Below are 19,792 nucleotides of genomic sequence, written 5' to 3'. Positions count from 1 at the left end.
CCCGCCGCTATGGCTTCTCTGGAGCCGCCTGCGCGACGTTCTCCGGCGACCCTGGACATACCCCCTGGTTATGCCCTTGTAGACGTTGTGCTGCCCGCACAGAAGGCGTTTGTTGCCCGCAAGTGGGCCAAGGAAGCGCAAGCAAGGATTGAGGCAGAGAAACCGGCAAAGGAGCTGCCGGAGGTGGAACAGGAGGCCACAACCCCCGAACCAACGGCGGCCAAGGCCGCAAACCTGAACGCCAGGGAGGTAACAAGGCGTTTCGAGCCGGGCCAACGGTGCGAAATTATTAGCGTCCATCACCCTGTATTTGAGAAGGACATAGGCAAGTTTGTGATTATCACGAAACTGTCCCCCAACTCTTCCCAGGTGTGGGCACACGACGACGAGCCTATAAAGTACCGTATCAATCGTAACGGGCGGCGCGTGGTCCAGTACAACCCTAAATCGGTGCATTCGATCTACAGCTTTGATCAGTTGCGCCCCGTCATAGACACAGGAGAGACAAACAATGAGTGATCCGAATATCAGGCTGGAATGCCTGCGCCCTGCTGAAAAGTGGGAGCGCCCGACAGGCGATGAAATCCGCGAAGTGCTGCGGCTTGCCGGGCTTACAGGTGGCGGAGCTGCTAAAAAGGTCGGGCTTGGGCAAAAGGGCGATAGAACGGTGCGCCGCTGGATCGGGGAAGAAACACATATTCCCTATGCCGCGTGGGCGTTGCTTTGCGACATGGCCGGGCTTGGCAAGATTTGGGAAGAAGGTTGAACGCCAGGAAGGAAATGCTTGGAATTGTGATTTTAGCCGCTAAAATGTTTCGATAAATCGGATTTTGCGCTTGACAGCTTAGGGCATTTTGCCCTAATATATTAAGTGAAGGCCGGGCACACCGCCCAGGTCAATAACCGAGGAAAACCGATGACTACCAGCAAAATCATGTCTTGGGTCGATGCCCTGCCGAACGTGGCCGCGACCGACTTCACCACTCGCCGTGACACTATCGCGGACAAGATGGCAGAAGCTCAGGAACTGGAGCAACGGGCGGCCAAGCTGCGTGAAGAGGCTTATTTTGCCAGTCTTAAACTGGAAGGTGACGCCAAGGGGAAATGGTCAATCGAGGCCGTAGAACAGGCAAAAAACCGGGCTGACTTTTAGGAAGGATACGCCCCGGCCTTGACCGGGGCGCTTGGCCCGGCGCTGTCACACCGAAACCAATGCTCTCTAGGGTGTGGCCCTATTTGAAGAGCAATAGATAATTGGAGCACGGAAGGCGTGGAGGGTCAAGAATATGTCAAAGTCAAACATTATCAAGTTTCCGAAAGCTGGCCCTACTGATTCAGGGCCACCGGACCCGCAACCGAAAGCGCAGGCCAGCCAGCAGCCGCGTAAGCCGCAGAGCGATCCGACGAAAGGCGGGGGTGTTCTGGCGGCTATTCTGCGTTGGGTATGGATTGCGGTTGTCCTGGTGTGGCCGCTGCTGAAGTGGGTTATCTCTATCGACGTTTTCTTTCAGGGTATCCGTGCCGTGTACTACTGGAATGATCCAGCGGTACATGCAGGCTGGACCTTCCTGGCCCATTTCGCCGTGCTGACCCTGCTCACTTACTTTGTTTCTGTCTACAAACCCAAAGGCGTTTAATTTTAGCCGCTAAAGTGTTGACCCGTACTGAAAGTATAGCTATACTTTTGTTGTGTTCGGCGGCTGTCACCGCCATTCAATCAACAACTAGGGTGTGGGGTTGGTATGGGTGCAATCCATGAAGAAACAACTAACGGAGTCTCAATTTCAAGCTGCAATCAAGGGCTTGGGAGTCGGGCAACAAACGCTCGAAATAGCGCATGGCGTATTGGTGGAGGGGAAAACTCAAGCCGAGTTTGTGGCGTTATTGGGAGTGACAAAAGGGGCGGTCAATCAGGCCGTCAAGAGAGTTTGGGACGCTCACAAGGCGCTGACGCCGGAGGGGTTCGAGCGAGTCACGGCAATACTGCCGGAACATCAAGCGTTTATCGTCAAGAAATGGGCGGAGGACGCCAAGAAGAAAAGGGACACGTAATGAAAACACTGGTCACGGCAAACCAAAAAGGCGGCGTCGGCAAAACATCAACCTTGGTGCATCTGGCGTTTGACTTCTACGAACGCGGCAAAAAGGTTGCCGTGATCGACCTGGATACCCAGGGCAACGCCTCTTATACGCTCCAAGAGTTCCGCACAGGTGTTGTAGCAAGCAATTTTTTCAATGGCGGCCCGTTCGATGTTGTGAACGGAGAGGACGCGCCTGGCATGGCTCTTATCGAGTCTGACGCCGCCCTGGCAAACATGGAAACCATGTCCCTGAGCCGTGCGGGTGAGCATTTCAGGGCAGGTATTGCCAGCCTGGCAGAGCAAGGCTTTGACGTGTGCCTGATCGACACGGCCCCTTCCCTTGGCGTCAGTATGGCCGCCGCATTGATAGCGGCGGATTATGTCCTGTCCCCTATCGAGCTGGAAGCCTACTCAATTCAGGGCATCAAGAAGATGAACGCGGCCATTACGAACGTGCGTAAGGCTAACCCTAAGCTGCAATTCTTGGGCATGGTGCCGAGCAAGGTAGACGGACGAAACCCCCGGCACGGTCGCCACCTGGAACAACTCCAGAAGGCATATCCGCAGCTTATCATTCCGGCTTCAATCGGCCTGCGTAGCAGCATTGCGGACGCTCTCGCTTCCGGGGTGCCGGTCTGGAAAATCAAAAAAACGGCTGCCAGAAAAGCCGCGAAAGAAGTTCGTGCTCTGGCTGACCTTGTGTTTACAAAAATGGAGATCACCGCATGAGCGCGCAAAAAGAACAGAAAATGGAGGGGCTGGGACTGGAGGGCATTGGCGACCTGTCTGGCCTTCTAAACGCCCCCGAAGGCACCAAGGGTGGCGCTGGCCCCTTGGAGCTGGCCCTGGACCTGATAGATGAAGATCCAAACCAGCCGCGCACAGAGGACAATCCGGGCTTTTCAAAAGCGAGCCTGGAAGAGCTGGCCGCCACCATCCGGCATCGAGGCGTTAAAACGCCGATTTCGGTGCGTGAGAACCAGGACGAGCCGGGGCGCTTCATCATCAACCACGGTGCCCGTCGCTACCGTGGCAGTCGAATCGCTGAGAAAGAGACTATCCCGGCGTTTATCGACAACGACTACAACGAAGCGGACCAGGTTATTGAGAACCTGCAACGCAATGAGCTGACCGCCCGCGAGATAGCCGATTACATTGGCCGCGAGCTGGCAAAGGGCGTCAAGAAGGGTGAAATTGCGTCAGCTATCGGCAAATCCGCTGCATTTGTGAGTCAGCACGTCACCTTGCTGGACCTGCCGGAGCCGCTTGCCGAAGCTTTCAATTCTGGCCGCGTCAATGACGTGACCGTGATTAACGAGCTGGTGAAGGCGCACAAGAAGAACCCGGACGAGGTTGTTGCTTGGTTGAGCGATGACGACCAGGAGCTAACACGCGGATCGGTGAAGCTGCTGCGCGAGTACCTGGACGACAAGCGCAAGCATGAGGACGAGGAACGCGACCCGAACACGGTTGATGCTTTCACCGGCCAAACCGATGCCGAAGACGACAACGACCAGGAAGAGGAAGGGGCCGACACCTCGCCGAAGAAGGAGCCGAAGGAACAAGACCCGGACAAGCTGAAAAAGGCGATTGTCATGGTCAAGCACGACGAACGTATGGGCCGCTTGATGCTAAACCGCCGCCCTTCTGCTGATGGCTGGGCCTGGATCAAATACGAGGACGACGGGCACGAGTTTGAAGCGGACCTGGGCACGGTCGAGCTGATGGCTGTGATGGACGGGGCTTAACGCCAAAAAGAAAGCCCTGGGCACGGCGGCCACCGTATCCAGGGCGGAACCCACGCTAACCAGTTGAGAGGTGACTAGCGATGAGTAGCAGCGATTGTATCATGATTGCAGGGCGGATTCGCGCCGCCCTGGAGCAGAAGAAATCATTCACCCTTCCCTTGATGACAATGGCCGACCTGGCCCACGTCCTCGATCACTTGCAAAGGGCCGAAGCTGCCGCGTGACAGCGCGATACGGCCACGAACCACACCCACCCTGCCCCGCCTTTGCGGGGCTTTTTTTGCCTGGTTGAAATATGGCCTTGCTTAGATTTGTAGTATGTTGTAGTATAATACACAATACAACATACTACAGAGGGCAAGCATTATGGCAATCAGTAAAGAGCAGATTTTCGAGGTGGCCGACGAGCTGGACGCTGCCGGTCAGAACCCTACCCTTGCAGCGGTACGCAAGGCGCTGGACGGCGGCAGTTACACCACGATCAGCGAGGCAATGAAGGAATGGAGGGCGGCCAAGGCCGCTGATGCTACGCCGATCCAGGAGCCGCCCCCGCCTGGCGTCATGGACAAGTTGTCAGAGGTTGGGTCCGAGATTTGGGGTGTCGCCCTGGAGCTGGCGAACGGTCGCCTTGCCAGTGAGCGCGAAGGATTGGAGGCCGCACGGTTGGAAATGGAGGCATCCCGGTTGGAGGCTGTCGAGCTGGCAGACCAGCTTTCGGCAGAGCTGGACGATTCGCGCAACCAGGTTGCGAGCCTGGAGGGTGTGGCCCAGGAGCTGCGGGCGGAAGTTGACGAGCTGAAAGCCAAGCTGACCACGGCCAGTGAACGAGCTACTACCGCCGAGGCGCGTAGTAGTGAAATGGAGTTGCGAGCCAGCGACTTGCGTTCCGAGCTGGATCGAGCACACCGAGAGGCAGACAAGAACCGGCAGGCGCTGGATCGAGTCCAGGCCGCCGCCGAGAAAGCGGCCAAGGACCACAAGGCCGAGCTGGCACAGGCTCAAGGCGAGGCGAAGCAGGCAGCCAAGGAGCACCAAAAGGAAATCGAGGCCCTGCGAGCGCAACACAGCAAGGCGCTGGAGAATGCCCAGGAGGCCAAGGCAGCCGCTCAGTCCGAAGTCGAGCGTTTGACTGCTGCAACTTCTTCCCTGGAGTACAAACTGGCGCAAGCCGAGGAAAAACTTGCTGGATTGGCCGGTGAGGTCGAGAAGGCAACCAAAGAGCGTGATTCTGCCTTGGAGGCGGCTGGCACGGCCAGAGAGCAGGCGGCGGCGCTGCGCGGGCGTGTTGAGGGGCTGGAAATTGCGCTTTCACGCGGGGAGAAGGACGCCGGTTCGCAGAAATAAACTGATAAATCGGGTTTTTTACCGTACTATTAAAGGCATCCTTGACAGATTTTCCCGGCCGAACGCAAGCCGGCCTCGTTTGGTAGCCGAGGTCGGCTTTTTTGTGGGCGGGGGATTTACAACCTGTAGTAGTAGAGAAAACACAAAGGAGCGCCGCAAATGAAGCAACGCCTTTTGGTTATGAACGGTCAAAGGATCGTTCAGACCGACCAGAGTGGCGCATGGGCTAATCAGAAGGTTGATAAGGCGGGAGCGTTAAAGCCCGGAATATACAACCTTTACATGGCTAAGGAAGCCGATAAGTCGCAGCGCCATGATGGCGTGATTGTTCATGCCGATAACAACAAAATTTACCAGCAGATAGGCAAAAACTTTGTCATGCACTCTAAGTCAGATTTCGATATAGTACCTGATATTGGGAGTGCAAAAAGCATTAGCTACGACGCCCAGGGCAAGGCAATAGTCGCCCAGGCCGTCAAGCTCAGTAGAGGACGCTCCCGATAGTTTTAGCGGCTAAAACGGGAGGTGCCTTTGAGTAAGCTAGGGATCGGGGAGCGTGCCCCTTGGGGCGACTTCCCCCAGGTGATACGAAACGGGGGCTTGGGCGCGTTGAAAAACGAACCCGAGTACCAGGCGGCCAAGTCTGGCGACATGCCTGCCGCCATCGAGTTAGTGGATAGGCTTCTCACCGATGAAACGGTGGAGCAGATCAAGGAGAAAATAGGGGACAGCAAGCCCCTGGTGCTGCCGGTTTTGGCTGTTGAGTCGGCTGGCAACAACAAAATACCGTTGGCAATGGCCGAGGCGCTTGCGGATAGGTTGGGGCTGGACGTTGAGCTGGGCATTATCCAGAGTGACAAGGTAGGTCGAACTGATACCGGGGCTGACCATCGCCTGGCGTTCAATCCTACATTCGAGGGTGACGTTAAGCAGGGTCAAAAGTACCTGGTTGTTGACGACACCTTGGCAATGGGGGGAACGGTCGCCTCTTTGCGGGGCTATGTGGAGAACCGGGGCGGCAAAGTGGTTGCCGCTTCCGTAATGACTGCGCATGAAGGAGCGCTTAACCTGCCGGTTAAGCCTTCCATGCTAGCAGCCATTGAAAACAAGCATGGCCCGAGTATGAATCAATTTTGGCAGGAGACGTTTGGTTATGGAACCGACAAACTCACACAAGGTGAAGCTGGACACCTCAAATCAGCCAAGAGCGTTGACGCAATCCGAGAAAGAATCGCTGCGGCGCGACATGAAGGAATCGAGCGCTTGGGCGCGAATCGAGTTGAAGCGCCGCCGCGCTCTAAAAGCGCAGGGCGTTCGGGCGTAACCGGAGAAAGCCTTGTTTCGGCGGCTGAGGGCCTGGAGGTCGAGCAGCAGGCCATGATTGAAGGGGCGTCCGTTGAGCAGGGCTATCAGGAAACCCTGGCCATGTATGTCCAGGCCAAGCATGACCAGGTTGAAAGCATCGAGGATCGCCTAGAAAACCTGATCAACCGGCAGCAAGCCCGGTTGCAGCAAACGCAGTCAAATCGCCCTGGTTTCCTGTCTATGCCCGGAACCCGCAAAGCCTGGCAGGCGTCACAGGCGCAACAGCAAGGCAGGCTCCAGACGCTTCACGCTCGCTTGGAGACGGTCAGGGAGATCAAGGAGGGAATGGGGCTGCATTCGCCGCGTGTTGAAGAGCTGGCAACCAGGAAGATGCGGGCAGAAAACCCCGAGCTGGCTGCGGATTGGGATTCGATGAAGCAGGCCGAGCGACAGCACCAGGCGCTAATGAAGAAGCAGGAGCAGGAGCGAAAGCAGACCCAGGAGAAGAGCAGAGGGCTATCCCTTGGGTTGAATCGCCCGCCCCAGTAAACAGCAAAGCCCGGCATAGCCGGGCTTTTTTGTCTTGCCACCATCACTCCTACCACTACCATGACGCCCATAACGCAAGGCCCGCCGCGAAAACGACCATTCCAGCCGCAACCAGGTTCATGTAAGACACCCGGCGAGCCTCACGGATCGACGGCTTGAGTTCTTGGGCAATCGCTTCTTCCACTTGCTGTCTGGCTGCTGCTGCCGTGGCTTTGGCGTTTTCTTTGATGGTGGCCGCCATTGCCTCTTTACTGGCCGTCAGAGCGGCGTTCAGCGTCCTTTCGGCCTTGTTTTTGGCGTCATCCCCCCACCGATGCGCAATTTCTTCCAGTTCACTCTTGAAGGCGTCCAGGTTGGCTTGCTGGGCGGCAGTGCTTTCCTGCATTAGCCGGTCGTTGATTGTTTGCAGGATCAAGATAGGATCATCACGGCCAACGGCTATGCCGTGTTTGGCCGCGATTTCCTTAATGGTTTCCTCGATCTTATCGGACATTACAGCACCGCCGCATTATCCAGCAGGCCGAACACTTGGCCGCGAACGATCTTTAGGCGCTGCCTGGTCATGATGGTGAGCGATTCATCTTCCAGGGCTTCGGCAAACGTCTTGCGATTTTCGAGCATTTCCGAGAAGTCGCGGCCATAGGTCTCTTCCTTGAGTCGCGGAAGGTCGATAATGGCCGTAACTCGCTCTTTGTTGTTTGTGTAGGCTTTCATCTGCTCAAACCTCTTGCCCTGGAGTTCGATGGGGCCGAGAAACGGGTTTAGCCACACAACAAAAAGCGATTCAACCGGGAACTGGCTTGCAAGCTGCGAAAACCCGTTGACCGTATCCAGTAGCGACGAGCTGCCTGCGATCACGGTGTGAAGGACGACTTCATGCCCCATATCCCGCAAGAGCGCCGGAACCTCGTTCGAGATCAGGTAGTGTGTCAAGGGAACGAAGGAGCTGGCCCCGTTATCAATGATCACGTCATCTTTGCTGGCTGCAATCATTTCAATGAGGGTATCAAACGTCCTGCTATTGATTTCGTCGTCTTGCAGGATATTAAGGTGTTTGACGTTCAGGGATTTGTAGCTTTCAAAGCTCGCGTTCACCGGATCGGTGTCGATGCACAAAGGTGATTGACCTTTGCTTGCCTTGTATTGGGCGATAACAGCGGAAATCATGGATTTGCCGACGCCGCCTTTTCCTTGCAGTACAAGATGCACTTTTGCCATTAGATTAAATCCTCTTTGTTGGGTTTTGCTTGATAGTTGAAACCGCCAGTACCTGGTAATTGCGGTTTTTCATTTTCTTTGGCCTCGCTGCCTTTTGCCTTTGGTGCAGCAGTTGCCGGTTTGTTGTCGGGCTGCTTATTGGCGGCACTGGCGGCGGCCTCGTTTTTAGCGGCTAAAACTGGCTGCTTGTCAGTCTTGGCCTCTTTGATATGTCGCTTCACATGCTTTAGGAAGGTTTCGTAGCGATAGGCAATCTTCCCTTGTTCGTGCATGTGCTCCCATATCGTTTTAATCGCATAGCCTGCTGCTATCGCTTCTTTCACGTCATCTCGAACGGCAAGAAAAGCCACTACGTTCTTATCTTGCCGTGTGCGTGTTTTGTCTCGTTTCTTCACCCACTCTGCCAGTTCATCGGTGTAGCTTCTCGCTTTTGCCATGCCTTTGTATCCATCTGTTACCTGCCTGGGTGCCAATTTACCACTGCGGCGCTATTCATTACATCGCTATAAGTGCGCTGTTTTATCGCTACTAGAGCGCTTCTAGCTGCCATTATAGGCCGTTTTCTGCAAATTTCACTATATCGTTTGTGCGATAGCGCTAAATTTGCGCAAAAATAGCGGTTAAATCGAAATTGTTGATGTACACTTACCTTGGTGTTATGAACGCCGTAAGGCGGGCAGGATAGGTGAAGTTAGCTAATCGGCGGAGCCGATTACCTAACTTCACTTCCCCTTATTCGCGCCGGGGGCGCTCAACGGGGAATCCTGCTCTGCGAGGCTACCGGCTACCGCCGGTTGATAGAGAGGTGCATATAAATGAGTGAGGAAAAGAAGTCTGGCAAAAAGCGTTCACATCATTTGCGGGTGCCAGTCTTTGACGACGAGAAAGATGCAATCGAAGCGCAAGCGGCTCGGGCGGGCATGAGTGTTGCCCGTTATCTGCGCGAGGTCGGTCAGGGCTACCAAATCAAGGGAGTGGTCGATTATGAGCAGGTACGGGAGTTAGCCCGGATAAACGGCGATCTTGGCCGCTTGGGCGGCCTCTTGAAATTATGGCTAACGGATGACGTGCGAACGGCTCAGTTCGGTCAGTCAACAATCCTTGCTGTGCTCAGCAAGATTGAGGCGACGCAGGAGGAAATGGGCAAGGTCATGACCAAGGTTGTCATGCCGAGGTCGGAGCTATGATTTTAGCGGCTAAAACTCCAGGGGGTGGCTTTTGATTGCAAAGCACGTCCCTATGCGCTCGTTGAAAAAATCCGACTTTGCTGGGTTGGTGAAGTACATCACCGACGAGCAAAGCAAAACCGAACGTCTTGGCCTGGTGAACGCGACTAATTGCGAGGCCGACACCATGCAGGCCGTGATTGGTGAAGTGCTTGCCACGCAGCAGGCCAATACCCGCGCTAAGGGCGACAAAACATACCACCTGATAGTCAGCTTCCCGGCTGGAGAAAAGCCAGAAGATGGCGTTCTGAAAGCGGTAGAAGAGCGCATTTGTGCTGGGCTTGGTTATGCGGACCATCAACGGGTCAGTGCTGTTCATCACGACACTGATAACGTCCACATTCACATCGCAATCAACAAAATTCATCCGACCAGGAACACGATGCACGAGCCGTATCAGGCTTATAGGACGCTTGGCGGATTGTGTGACGCGCTCGAAGATGAATATGGCTTGCAGAAGGATAACCACCAGGGGCGCAAAAGTGTTTCCCAAGGGCGGGCGTCGGACATGGAGCGGCACGCAGGCATTGAAAGCCTGGTGAGCTGGATCAAGCGGGAGTGCCTGGAGGAAATCCGAACGGCCAAGACTTGGGAAGAGCTGCACCAGGTTATGGGTGATAACGGTTTAGAGATTCGCCAGCGGGCCAATGGCTTTGTCATCGAATCGGAGGACGGGACGCAGGTTAAGGCCAGCACCGTCGCCCGCGACTTGTCCAAGCCGAAGTTGGAAGCCCGGCTTGGTGCCTTTGAGGAAACAGAGGCGCAAGCCGAGAGGAAAGCAAAGCGCCGATATGACAAGCGCCCTACACGCTTCAAGGTCAACACAACCGAGTTGTACGCCAGGTATCAGGAAGAACAAAAGAACCTGACCGCTGCGCGTAAGGTTGAATGGGATAACGCCAGGGGGAGGAAGGATCGGCGGATAGAGGCCGCGAAGCGGTCCAATCGTCTACGCCGTTCAGCCATAAAGCTAATGGGCGGGGATCGCCTTTCCAAAAAACTACTGTACGCGCAAGCCCATAAGGCGCTGAAAGATGAAATTCAGTCGATCAACAAGGAGCACAAGCGAGAGCGTCAGGAGCTGTACGAACAGTACAAGCGGCGAGCTTGGGCGGATTGGCTGAAACAACAGGCGCTCGACGGCGACAAGAAGGCGCTGGAGGCGTTGCGGGCGCGAGAGCAAGCCAAAGGACTCCAGGGCGACACCATCAAGGGGGAAGGTGGTGCGAAGCCGGGACATGCTCCTGTTACGGACAATATCACCAAAAAAGGCACCATCATTTTTCGCACGGCCAGCAGTGCCGTCCGTGACGATGGCGACAAGTTGCAGGTTTCCAAAGCTGCCACTGGTGACGCAGTGACCGAAGCCTTGCGCATGGCGATGGAACGCTATGGAAACCGGATCACCGTTAATGGTTCGCCTCAATTCAAGGCGCAGGTAATCCACGCTGCCGCCACCTCAAACTTACCAATCACTTTTGCTGATGCGGGCCTGGAGCGCCGCAGACAGCAGCTATTGCAACAGGAGAACAGTCATGACCGACGAAACGAACAAGCCAGAAGAGGAAATGAGCGAGGACGAGCTGATAGACGCGGCACTGGCCGCCCTGGACGGGGAGCTGCCGACGACGCCGGAAGAGGACGCGGAGCCGCCGACAGCCGAGCCGCAGGCGCAAGCCGAACCGGAGGCGGCCAGCGAGGACGAGGACCGTCAGCAGGCACCGGCAGCGCCGCCGCAGGCCGTCGAAATGACGCCGGAAATGGAGGCCGCCATGTCCTCAACAAGCCCCACGTTACAGGCATTGGAGGAGAGCCGCCGTCCTTCGCAAAAAACCGTCTGCGAGCGCTGTCCTCACTCGGTGTGGTTCGCTTCGCCCGAGGAGGTGAAGTGTTATTGCCGGGTAATGTTCCTGGTGAGCTGGAGCACCAAGGAGCCAAACCAGATAACCAACTGCGATGGGGAGTTTCTGGGTCAGGAGGAATAGCGGCTGATAAGGCCAGTGCAGCAGATAAATACATTGCCGAGCGGGAGGCGAAGCGCCTAAAAGGTTTCGATATACCGAAGCATTCACGATATACTAATCAGGATGGTGCGGTTACTTATGGCGGCACTCGGAATGTTCAGGGGCAATCATTGGCCCTGTTAAATCGTGGGGATGAAGTCCTGGTGTTGCCAATCGACAAGGCCACGGCACAGCGCATGAAGCGCGTTCGGATCGGTGAAGCCGTGACAGTCACTCCGCAAGGTTCGCTCAAGAGATCAAGAGGAAGGAGCAGATGAAGCCAAAAATAAACAACGCGGTCGGCCCGCAGGTGCGCGACCGAAAACCGAAGAAGCAACGGCTATTGCCAGCCCTGGGCGCGGTGTCCGTCCTCGGTGGCTTGCAAGCCGCAACGCAGTTCTTCGCATACACATTCAACTACCAGGACAACCTTGGCGGCCATATCAATCACGTCTATGCGCCCTGGTCAATTCTGAGCTGGGCCAGTGATTGGTACAGCTTCTACCCCGACGAGTTCATGCGGTCTGGCAGTATCGGCATGGTTGTTACGACTGTTGGTTTGCTCGGTGTTGCCATTGCCAAGGTAGTCACGTCGAACAGCTCCAAAGCCAGCGAATATCTGCACGGTTCGGCCCGCTGGGCAGAGAAGAAGGATATTCAGGCAGCGGGCTTGCTGCCGCGTGAGCGCACAGCTTTGGAGGTTGTGACGGGCAAAGACGCCCCGACTTCAACCGGCGTTTATGTCGGCGGTTGGGAAGATAAAGACGGCAAGTTCTATTACCTGCGACACAACGGCCCTGAGCACGTTTTGACGTATGCCCCAACCCGTTCGGGTAAAGGTGTCGGCCTGGTTGTTCCCACACTGCTTTCGTGGCCTCAGAGCACCGTCATAACCGACCTGAAAGGCGAGTTGTGGGCTTTGACCGCCGGATGGCGGCAAAAGCACGCCAAGAATAAGGTGCTGCGTTTTGAGCCTGCATCGAGCAATGGGGGCGTCTGCTGGAATCCCCTGGATGAAATCCGTATTGGCACTGAATACGAAGTTGGGGACGTTCAGAACCTGGCAACGCTTATCGTTGATCCTGATGGTAAGGGCATGGATTCGCACTGGCAGAAAACGTCCTACGCCCTTCTGGTGGGTGTCATTCTTCACGCGCTTTACAAAGCGAAGAACGAGGGCACCCCGGCCAGCCTGCCGGTTGTTGATGCCATGCTGGCCGATCCAGAGCGCGACACTGGCGAGCTTTGGATGGAAATGGCGACTTACGGCCATGTTGACGGCCAGAACCATCCAGCGGTTGGTTCCGCAGCCCGCGACATGATGGACCGCCCCGAAGAAGAAGGCGGCTCGGTACTTTCAACCGCCAAGTCTTACCTGGCTTTGTACCGTGACCCCGTGGTTGCCCGGAACGTAAGCAAGTCTGAGTTCCGTATCAAAGACCTGATGAATCACGATGACCCTGTGAGTCTCTATATCGTGACTCAGCCGAACGACAAGGCCCGTCTGCGCCCGTTGGTGCGCGTGCTGACTAACATGATTATTCGCCTGCTGGCAGATGAAATGTCGTTCGAGAAGGGGCGGCCTGTTGCGCACTACAAGCACCGACTTTTGGCAATGCTGGACGAGTTTCCAAGCCTGGGTAAGCTGGAAATCCTGCAAGAGTCGCTGGCATTTGTCGCGGGCTATGGCATCAAGTGTTACCTGATTTGTCAGGACTTGAACCAGCTCAAAAGCCGTGAAACTGGCTATGGTCCCGATGAAACCATTACGTCGAACTGCCACGTTCAGAACGCCTACCCACCGAACCGAATTGAAACAGCGGAACACCTGTCGCGTCTGACCGGGCAAACCACTGTTGTCAAAGAGCAGATCACCACCAGTGGCCGCCGCACGTCAGCCATGCTCGGCCAGGTATCTCGCACCATTCAGGAAGTACAGCGCCCATTGCTGACCCCTGATGAATGCCTGCGTATGCCGGGACCGACAAAGAATGCAGCCGGTGACATTGAGAAAGCCGGTGACATGGTGATTTACGTCGCGGGTTATCCCGCTGTTTATGGCAAGCAACCGCTCTACTTCAAAGACCCTGTTTTCCAGGCCCGCGCAAGCGTTGATGCCCCGAAACTCAGTGACAAGCTGCGCATTGTCGCGGAGCCGGAAGGCGAGGGGGTGACAATATGAAAATCAGTCTGAAACGCATCTATGCCGGAGTTGCTATTGCCGGTGTCGCGGCAATGTCCCTTGCAGCCATTAGCTACGCAGCCGGGGCGCGTATCAACACCACCAAGAGCATTCCGGTCGGGCTTTACTGGACGACTGACGCACCAATTGAGAAGGGGGCCTATGTCCTGTTTTGCCCCCCTGACGTTAGCGTTTTCGCCACAGCCAGAGAGCGTGACTATATCGCTGGAGGTTTCTGCCCTGGTGACTACGGCTACATGATGAAAAGAATTTTAGCCGCTAAAGGCGACACGGTGACGGTAACGAATAACGGTGTTGCTGTTGACGGGCAATTACTGCCTCACAGCAAGCCGATCAAAGCCGACTCGGCTGGCCGGGAGTTGCCGCGCTATCAATCCGATCAATACACACTCGGCAGCTCTGAGCTGCTGCTTATGTCCGATGTAAGCGATACCTCATTTGATGGTCGTTACTTCGGGCCAGTCAGTCGCTCGCAAGTTAAGAGCGTCATTCGTCCGGTTATTACCTGGTAGGGAAGGGGAGGGAACCACCATGAGACTATTTATTGCAGAAAAACCCTCGGTCGCAAAAGCCATTGCTGCCGAGCTGGGCGTTACCGGAAAGGGTGACGGGTACATTGAGTGCGGCAGTGACAAAGTGACCTGGTGTTTCGGCCACATGCTGGAGCAAGCAGGCCCGGACGAATACACCCCTGATGATGTGCCCACCAATGATAAGGGCCGCAAAATCTGGCGTGTCGATGAACTGCCAATCATCCCTGATGAATGGATTTTGAGGCCGAAAGACGACGCCAAGAAGCAGGTTCGCGTTATAGGCGGTTTGCTCAAGTCCGCATCGCAAGTTGTGAACGCTGGCGACCCCGACCGCGAGGGCCAGCTATTGGTTGATGAACTGCTGGAGCACTTCAACAACAAAAAGCCGGTGATTCGTTACTGGTCGAACGCCATTGACTCGGTATCCGTCAAGCGGGCGCTGGCGAGCATGAAGGATAACCAGGAGTACCACGGATTTGCAGACGCTGCCGAAGGGCGCGGTAAGGCTGACTGGCTCATTGGCATGAACCTGTCCCGAGCGTACACCCTGAGAGCGCAACGGGGTGGCTCCAGGGCGTTGTTGACGGTTGGCCGGGTGCAAACCCCTACGCTTGCCCTGGTTGTCACCAGGGACCGCGAAATTGAGTCATTCAAGGCGGTGCCGTTCCACACTATTCGCGCCGAAATCCAACACCCGAACGGAGCATTTTGGGCGAGCTGGAAGGCCAAAGAAGATCAAGCGGGCCTCGATGCCGAGGGCAGGCTTGTAGACACTGCTGTTGCGAATGCACTGGTTGAATCACTCACCGGCAAGCCTGGCTCAATCAGCGAGTACAAGCAGGAAGCCAAGAAGCAAAACCACCCGCTGACGTTCAGCCTTTCCGACATGACCGCCCTGGCGTCCAAGCGCTTCGGCTACAGCGCCGAGGACGTGCTTAAAACCTGTCAGTCGTTGTACGAGACGCACAAGCTGACCACGTACCCGCGAACCGACTGTGCCTACCTGCCGGAATCTCAGTTTGCCGATGCCCCGGACGTGCTGGCTGCGGTTAAAGCGGTGAACCCCGCCCTGGCGTCCATTGTTGACGGTGCGGATACCAGCATTCGGTCCCGAACCTGGAACGATAAGAAGGTGTCGGCGCACCACGGGATTATCCCGACGATGCACAAGGGCGATTTGAACAAGCTCAATGACAAAGAGCGCAATATCTATGACCTGGTGGTGCGGGCATACCTGGCGCAGTTCTACCCGATCCATGAATTCATGAGCACGACCGTTGCCGTCGATGTTGAAGGCGAGACGTTCAGCGCGAAAGGCAAAGTGGTCACGAAAAGCGGCTGGCATGACGTGTACCTGGACAACTCAGACGAGGACGAGGGCGACCAGGACGACGAAAGCCAGTCACTCCCCAAAATGGGCCAAGGTGACGCGATTACCTGCGGCCAAGCCGCGAGAAGGGACGCCAAGACGAAGCCCCCGGCGCGGTTTACCGAAGGTACGTTGATCACAGCAATGGTCAACATTCACCGCTTTGTCACTGATCCACAGCACAAGAAGATGCTGCGCGAAGGTGACGGGATCGGCACCGAAGCAACGCGGGCCTCGATCATTTCCGAATTGAAGCGCCGTGAGTATCTGGAGACTAAGGGCAAGCAAATTATCAGTACCACCCTGGGGCGAAGCATGATTGACGCCTTGCCGGAAGTGGTCAAAAGCCCCGTTCTCACTGCCCTTTATGAACGAATGCTGCAAAGCGTTGAGTCCGGCAAGACCGAGCTGGCCGCGTTCATCACCAAGCAAGAGGCGTTTATCAGGGACCAGGTTGCCAAGGCCAATGACGGCGCGGTTTCTATTGCAGGGGGCAAAGAGGCCGCCCCGGTTTCTGATGTATTCAAGTGCATGTCGTGCGGCGCTGGCCTGTCACGCCGACCGCTTCCAAAGAAGAAAGGTCACTTTTGGTGGGGTTGTTCCAACTACCCGACCTGCAAGCAGACCTATCCCGATGTTAAAGGCCGTCCCAACTACAGCAAGGGACGCAACAATACCGACAAGGAGTAATACCCATGACTACCCAAACCAATGACAACCTGGAACAAAGCACCTTTGACGACCAGGCGAACGCAGCCGAAGCCTTGCGCGAAAAGCTGGATGACGCAATGACCCCTGGCTATCAAACCGAGTTCGACCCGGACGAGGCGGAAACCGTAGGGGCTTTTGTTGAAGATGCACTGTCAGAAGAGGACGCCGCCGAAAGTGACGCGGACCTTGTGGATGCAACAGTGCCAGGGGATGACAAGGAGGGCTAACCGATGGCTGCCAACAAAAAACCGTTTCACGAAACAGTAGCGGAAAACCTGATTGAACAGCTCAAAGCAGGCACCGCACCTTGGCAAAAACCTTGGGAACCAGGTTCCCAAGGCTTCATGCCGATGAACCCGACAACTGGCAAGCGTTACAAAGGCGTCAACGCCATTCACCTAATGGCCCAGGGGCGCGGCGATAATCGCTGGATGACCTACAAGCAAGCCAAGGCTGCCGGTGCCCAGGTCCGCAAGGGCGAGAAAGGGACGCCGGTTCAGTATTGGAAGTTTTCCGAGGAACAAAACAAGCTCGATGACAACGGCAAGCCTGTCCTGGATGGACAAGGCAAGCCGGTGAAAGAAACCGTCATGTTAGAGCGCCCCCGCGTGTTCTTTGCCACCGTTTTCAACGGCGAGCAAATAGACGGTATGCCCCCACTGGAGCAGAAAGATAAAACGCAGACCTGGGACGCAGTAGAGAGGGCCGAACATATATTGAAGGCGTCAGGCGCTGATATTCGTCACGGCGAGCATGACCGGGCTTTCTATCGTCCTGCGACCGATAGCATACACCTGCCCGATAAAGAGCAGTTCCCGACCGCAGATAACTACTATGCAACCGCCTTGCATGAGCTGGGGCACTGGACCGGCCACAGCTCACGGCTTGACCGAGATATGGCCCATCCTTTCGGATCGGAAGGGTACGCCAAGGAAGAGCTGAAGGCGGAGTGTTTTAGCCTGATCATGGGGGACGAGCTGGGAATTGGTCACGATCCAGAACAGCACGCCGCTTATGTAGGTTCCTGGATTAAGGCGCTCCAGGATGACCCGCTGGAGATTTTCCGCGCAACGTCTGATGCAGAGAAAATGTCGAACTACGTTTTGGCATTTGAACAAAAGCTAGTCCAGGAGCAAGACCAGGCCCAAACGCAGAAGCTGGAGGCCGCCCCGGAGCAAACACAGGAGGCCGGGATGCAATTACCCACCAACAACCAACAGATGCGCGATCAGTTGCTTTCCGCGCTATCACAAGAAGATTCCCAGGCAATCAACCAGGTTGCTAACGAACGTCGCCGCCTGGCTGCCGGAGAAACGGACGCCCAGGCATTTGAAGAAACAGCCCGGCAGGTACTCGGCTTTGACTTACCGGCAGACTGGAACGGAGCTGTTCAAGTTCAAGGTAACGTGGTCATCGAGGATGGCGGGGAACAGTTCGTAGAACCCGCGCACGCGGTTGGCCGTGAACCCGAGTTTTGGGGTGTTTATGCCCAACATGAAAACGGGATGCACCAATGGGTTGCGGATCTCAACAGCCAGAACCAAGCCGACGAGCTGGCGAACCTGCTAGGGCTGGTTGATGCACTGTCCGAAACCAACGAGCACGAACAGGCGGCCAAGCTGTCCAGGGTGAATGAAGCTCGCGTGCGTCTGGACCCGAACAGCACGGACGACGACATTTCAGCGGCTAAAGAAGCTCGCAAGACCGCAGAAGCAACGGCCACGCTCAATGACAGCGATATGCAGCGCCGTATTGCCGAACACGAACGGCAGCAGGCCCAGCAGGTGAAGGACAGCCAGCAGGCTCAGGCAGAGCCAGAGAAGCAGGAGCGAACCTATATCAATGTCCCATACCGCGAGAAGGACGAAGCAAAGGGCCTCGGAGCACGCTGGGACCGTCAACAACAGTCCTGGTTTGTTCCGCCTGGCGTAGACACTGCCCCCTTTGCCAAATGGTCCCAGGGGGCCGCTCAGGAAGCCACGGCGCAACAACGCCCGCAGCAGGAACAAGGCCAGACTCAAACCGCAGGACAGCAAAAGCAGTACCTGGCTGTGCCGTATGGTGAGCGCGGCGCTGCGAAGGCTGCCGGTGCGAAATGGGATAAGGCGGCCAAGTCCTGGTATGTCGGACCTCAAGGCGACATGGAGCGCCTAAGCCGCTGGATGCCCGATAACGTCAAGAGCCAACAAGGCCCGGCCATGTCACCCCGTGAAGAGTTTGCGGAAGCCATGAAGTCCTTGGGCTGCGTTGTCAGCGGTGAGCATCCAATCATGGACGGGAAAAAGCACCGCGTATCTGTCGAAGGCGATAAAAAGGGCGAGCGAGCTGGCTTCTATGTCGGCCACCTCGACGGCCACCCTGCCGGTTACATTTCCAACAACCGTACCGGCGTTGATATGAAATGGAAGTCTAAGGGGTATTCGCTCGATCCAGCAGAGAAAGCCAAACTCCAGGCCGAAGCAGCCGAGAAACTGGCAGCCAGAGCCGCAGAGCTGGAGCGGACCCAGGAAGCCACAGCGGAGCGCGTCAGCAAGCAGACGGCCAACCTGGTGCCTGCCACCGAACAGACGCCGTACATGCAAAATAAGGGCATCCAGCCCCATCCTGGCGTTCTAACCGATGCCGAAGGCAAAAAGACCTACATTCCCGCGCATGACGAGAATGGCAAGCAGTGGACCATGCAGTACATCCAGGAGGACGGCACCAAACGTTTCGCCAAGGATTCACGCAAGGAAGGTTGCTTTCACATCGTTGGCGGTGACATGAAGGCCCTAGAAGCGGCCCCGGCCCTGGTTCTCCAGGAAGGCTATGCGACCGCGGCGACCAATGCCGAGGCGTTGGGGTTTGCCACCGTGGCCGCGTTCGATTCCGGCAATCTGCCCAACGTAGCGAAAGCCCTGCATGACAAGTTCCCTGATAAGCCCGTTGTGGTCCTTGGTGACGATGATCGGCACCAGGAGCTGACCCAAGGAACGAATCCAGGCAAGACCAAAGCACAGGAAGCGGCCAAGGCGGTCGGCGGCAAGGCAGCCTTCCCGGTGTTTGCTCCAGGAGAAGCAGAGTATCCGGCTGGCGTTGCCCCTATCACTCCCCAAAGCTACCGGGAACACTTGCGGGCCTCTAAGGCCCTGGAGACGGCACCCGAAGAGCGCAAGGCAGACCTACAGAAAGCCTTGCTCAGCAAGGAGCAGTTGGCCGCCCTGGATCACATGAAGAAGCACACCGACTTCAACGACCTGGCTACCAAGAGCAGCCTTGGCCGTGAAGGGGTTGAACGCCAGGTGAGGGCTACGGTTGGCAAAGCTGTCCAGGAAGCGGAGCGCAAACGCGAGCAGAAGCAGGTAGAACAACAGGTTCAAAAACAAAAACGGTCGGCCCGTATTGGATATTAAGAGAGGTAAACGTGACAAAAAGCCCCGCCTAGTGCGGGGCTTTTCATTCTTCCAGGGCGGCCATAATCCCAAGTAAAATTGTTAAAAACATATGTGGTCTGATAATAAAG

General features: G+C 56.1%; 21 protein-coding genes. 18 read left to right on the top strand and 3 right to left on the bottom strand.

From position 1 onward, the window contains the following. The 11 genes from A11A3_RS14090 to A11A3_RS14045 form a co-directional block, all read left to right on the top strand. Positions 1–519 (top strand): hypothetical protein (locus A11A3_RS14090; protein WP_008929993.1); only part of this gene is annotated, 519 nt, incomplete at its 5' end. Further along, positions 512–766 (top strand): helix-turn-helix domain-containing protein, encoded by a 255-nt coding sequence (locus A11A3_RS14085; protein WP_008929992.1) that lies wholly within the window; start codon positions 512–514, stop codon positions 764–766. The genes A11A3_RS14090 and A11A3_RS14085, both read left to right, overlap by 8 nt. Before the next feature lie 150 nt (positions 767–916). Further along, on the top strand, positions 917–1,153 hold the full coding sequence (gene kleA, locus A11A3_RS14080; RefSeq protein ID WP_008929991.1) for a stable inheritance protein KleA: 237 nt from the start codon (positions 917–919) through the stop codon (positions 1,151–1,153). 133 nt (positions 1,154–1,286) lie between these two features. Next, a complete protein-coding gene (gene kleE / locus A11A3_RS14075; protein ID WP_008929990.1) occupies positions 1,287–1,637 on the top strand; it encodes a KleE stable inheritance protein in 351 nt (116 codons plus the stop codon). A gap of 118 nt (positions 1,638–1,755) precedes the next feature. Beyond that, complete coding sequence (locus A11A3_RS14070) at positions 1,756–2,052, top strand: transcriptional regulator KorA (RefSeq protein WP_008929989.1); 297 nt, start codon at positions 1,756–1,758, stop codon at positions 2,050–2,052. Then, positions 2,052–2,810, top strand: coding sequence for a ParA family protein (locus A11A3_RS14065; RefSeq protein ID WP_008929988.1), 759 nt, complete (start codon positions 2,052–2,054; stop codon positions 2,808–2,810). The genes A11A3_RS14070 and A11A3_RS14065 overlap by 1 nt, the downstream gene beginning before the upstream one ends. Beyond that, the gene (locus A11A3_RS14060) at positions 2,807–3,829 is read left to right on the top strand and encodes a ParB/RepB/Spo0J family partition protein (protein ID WP_008929987.1); all 1,023 of its coding nucleotides are present in this window, start codon (positions 2,807–2,809) and stop codon (positions 3,827–3,829) included. The genes A11A3_RS14065 and A11A3_RS14060 overlap by 4 nt, the downstream gene beginning before the upstream one ends. A gap of 80 nt (positions 3,830–3,909) precedes the next feature. Continuing rightward, positions 3,910–4,053, top strand: a complete 144-nt coding sequence (locus tag A11A3_RS17815) for a hypothetical protein (RefSeq protein ID WP_008929986.1) — start codon at positions 3,910–3,912, stop codon at positions 4,051–4,053. A 142-nt stretch (positions 4,054–4,195) separates the two neighbouring features. Continuing rightward, positions 4,196–5,173, top strand: a complete 978-nt coding sequence (locus A11A3_RS14055; RefSeq protein WP_008929985.1) for a DNA-binding protein — start codon at positions 4,196–4,198, stop codon at positions 5,171–5,173. A 159-nt stretch (positions 5,174–5,332) separates the two neighbouring features. Then, the gene (kfrB, locus tag A11A3_RS14050; RefSeq protein WP_008929984.1) at positions 5,333–5,677 is read left to right on the top strand and encodes an IncP plasmid survival protein KfrB; all 345 of its coding nucleotides are present in this window, start codon (positions 5,333–5,335) and stop codon (positions 5,675–5,677) included. A 105-nt stretch (positions 5,678–5,782) separates the two neighbouring features. Beyond that, a complete protein-coding gene (locus tag A11A3_RS14045) occupies positions 5,783–7,027 on the top strand; it encodes a phosphoribosyltransferase (protein ID WP_237738871.1) in 1,245 nt (414 codons plus the stop codon). A 55-nt stretch (positions 7,028–7,082) separates the two neighbouring features. On the opposite strand, the gene traM is transcribed toward A11A3_RS14045, so the two are convergent. The 3 genes from traM to A11A3_RS14030 are packed head-to-tail and all read right to left on the bottom strand — an operon-like array spanning position 7,083 to position 8,682. Next, positions 7,083–7,520 (bottom strand): conjugal transfer transcriptional regulator TraM, encoded by a 438-nt coding sequence (traM, locus tag A11A3_RS14040; protein ID WP_008929982.1) that lies wholly within the window; start codon positions 7,518–7,520, stop codon positions 7,083–7,085. Further along, on the bottom strand, positions 7,520–8,245 hold the full coding sequence (locus A11A3_RS14035; RefSeq protein WP_008929981.1) for a PRK13886 family protein: 726 nt from the start codon (positions 8,243–8,245) through the stop codon (positions 7,520–7,522). The genes traM and A11A3_RS14035 overlap by 1 nt, the downstream gene beginning before the upstream one ends. Then, a complete protein-coding gene (locus tag A11A3_RS14030; RefSeq protein WP_008929980.1) occupies positions 8,245–8,682 on the bottom strand; it encodes a TraK family protein in 438 nt (145 codons plus the stop codon). Before A11A3_RS14030 ends, A11A3_RS14035 begins: the two co-directional genes overlap by 1 nt. A gap of 378 nt (positions 8,683–9,060) precedes the next feature. On the opposite strand from A11A3_RS14030, the gene traJ reads away from it, so the two are divergent. The 7 genes from traJ to A11A3_RS13995 are packed head-to-tail and all read left to right on the top strand — an operon-like array spanning position 9,061 to position 19,682. Continuing rightward, positions 9,061–9,432, top strand: coding sequence for a conjugal transfer transcriptional regulator TraJ (gene traJ / locus A11A3_RS14025; protein ID WP_008929979.1), 372 nt, complete (start codon positions 9,061–9,063; stop codon positions 9,430–9,432). Between the two features lie 31 nt (positions 9,433–9,463). Next, the gene (traI, locus tag A11A3_RS14020) at positions 9,464–11,752 is read left to right on the top strand and encodes a TraI/MobA(P) family conjugative relaxase (protein WP_008929978.1); all 2,289 of its coding nucleotides are present in this window, start codon (positions 9,464–9,466) and stop codon (positions 11,750–11,752) included. After that, the gene (locus A11A3_RS14015; protein WP_008929977.1) at positions 11,749–13,656 is read left to right on the top strand and encodes a type IV secretory system conjugative DNA transfer family protein; all 1,908 of its coding nucleotides are present in this window, start codon (positions 11,749–11,751) and stop codon (positions 13,654–13,656) included. The genes traI and A11A3_RS14015 overlap by 4 nt, the downstream gene beginning before the upstream one ends. After that, positions 13,653–14,189, top strand: a complete 537-nt coding sequence (traF, locus tag A11A3_RS14010) for a conjugative transfer signal peptidase TraF (RefSeq protein WP_008929976.1) — start codon at positions 13,653–13,655, stop codon at positions 14,187–14,189. The genes A11A3_RS14015 and traF overlap by 4 nt, the downstream gene beginning before the upstream one ends. Positions 14,190–14,208: 19 nt before the next feature. Beyond that, the gene (locus A11A3_RS14005; RefSeq protein WP_008929975.1) at positions 14,209–16,269 is read left to right on the top strand and encodes a DNA topoisomerase III; all 2,061 of its coding nucleotides are present in this window, start codon (positions 14,209–14,211) and stop codon (positions 16,267–16,269) included. Between the two features lie 5 nt (positions 16,270–16,274). Beyond that, positions 16,275–16,517 carry a hypothetical protein gene (locus A11A3_RS14000; protein ID WP_008929974.1) on the top strand — a complete coding sequence of 81 codons (243 nt, stop codon included), beginning with the start codon at positions 16,275–16,277 and terminating at the stop codon, positions 16,515–16,517. Between the two features lie 3 nt (positions 16,518–16,520). Beyond that, on the top strand, positions 16,521–19,682 hold the full coding sequence (locus A11A3_RS13995; protein ID WP_008929973.1) for a zincin-like metallopeptidase domain-containing protein: 3,162 nt from the start codon (positions 16,521–16,523) through the stop codon (positions 19,680–19,682). Positions 19,683–19,792 lie beyond the last annotated feature (110 nt).

Source organism: Alcanivorax hongdengensis A-11-3 (assembly GCF_000300995.1).
In the GTDB taxonomy this organism is placed as follows: Bacteria; Pseudomonadota; Gammaproteobacteria; order Pseudomonadales; family Alcanivoracaceae; genus Alcanivorax; species Alcanivorax hongdengensis.
The sequence above is the reverse complement of the archived record's forward strand: the minus strand, read 5'-3'. Positions and strand labels throughout refer to the sequence as shown.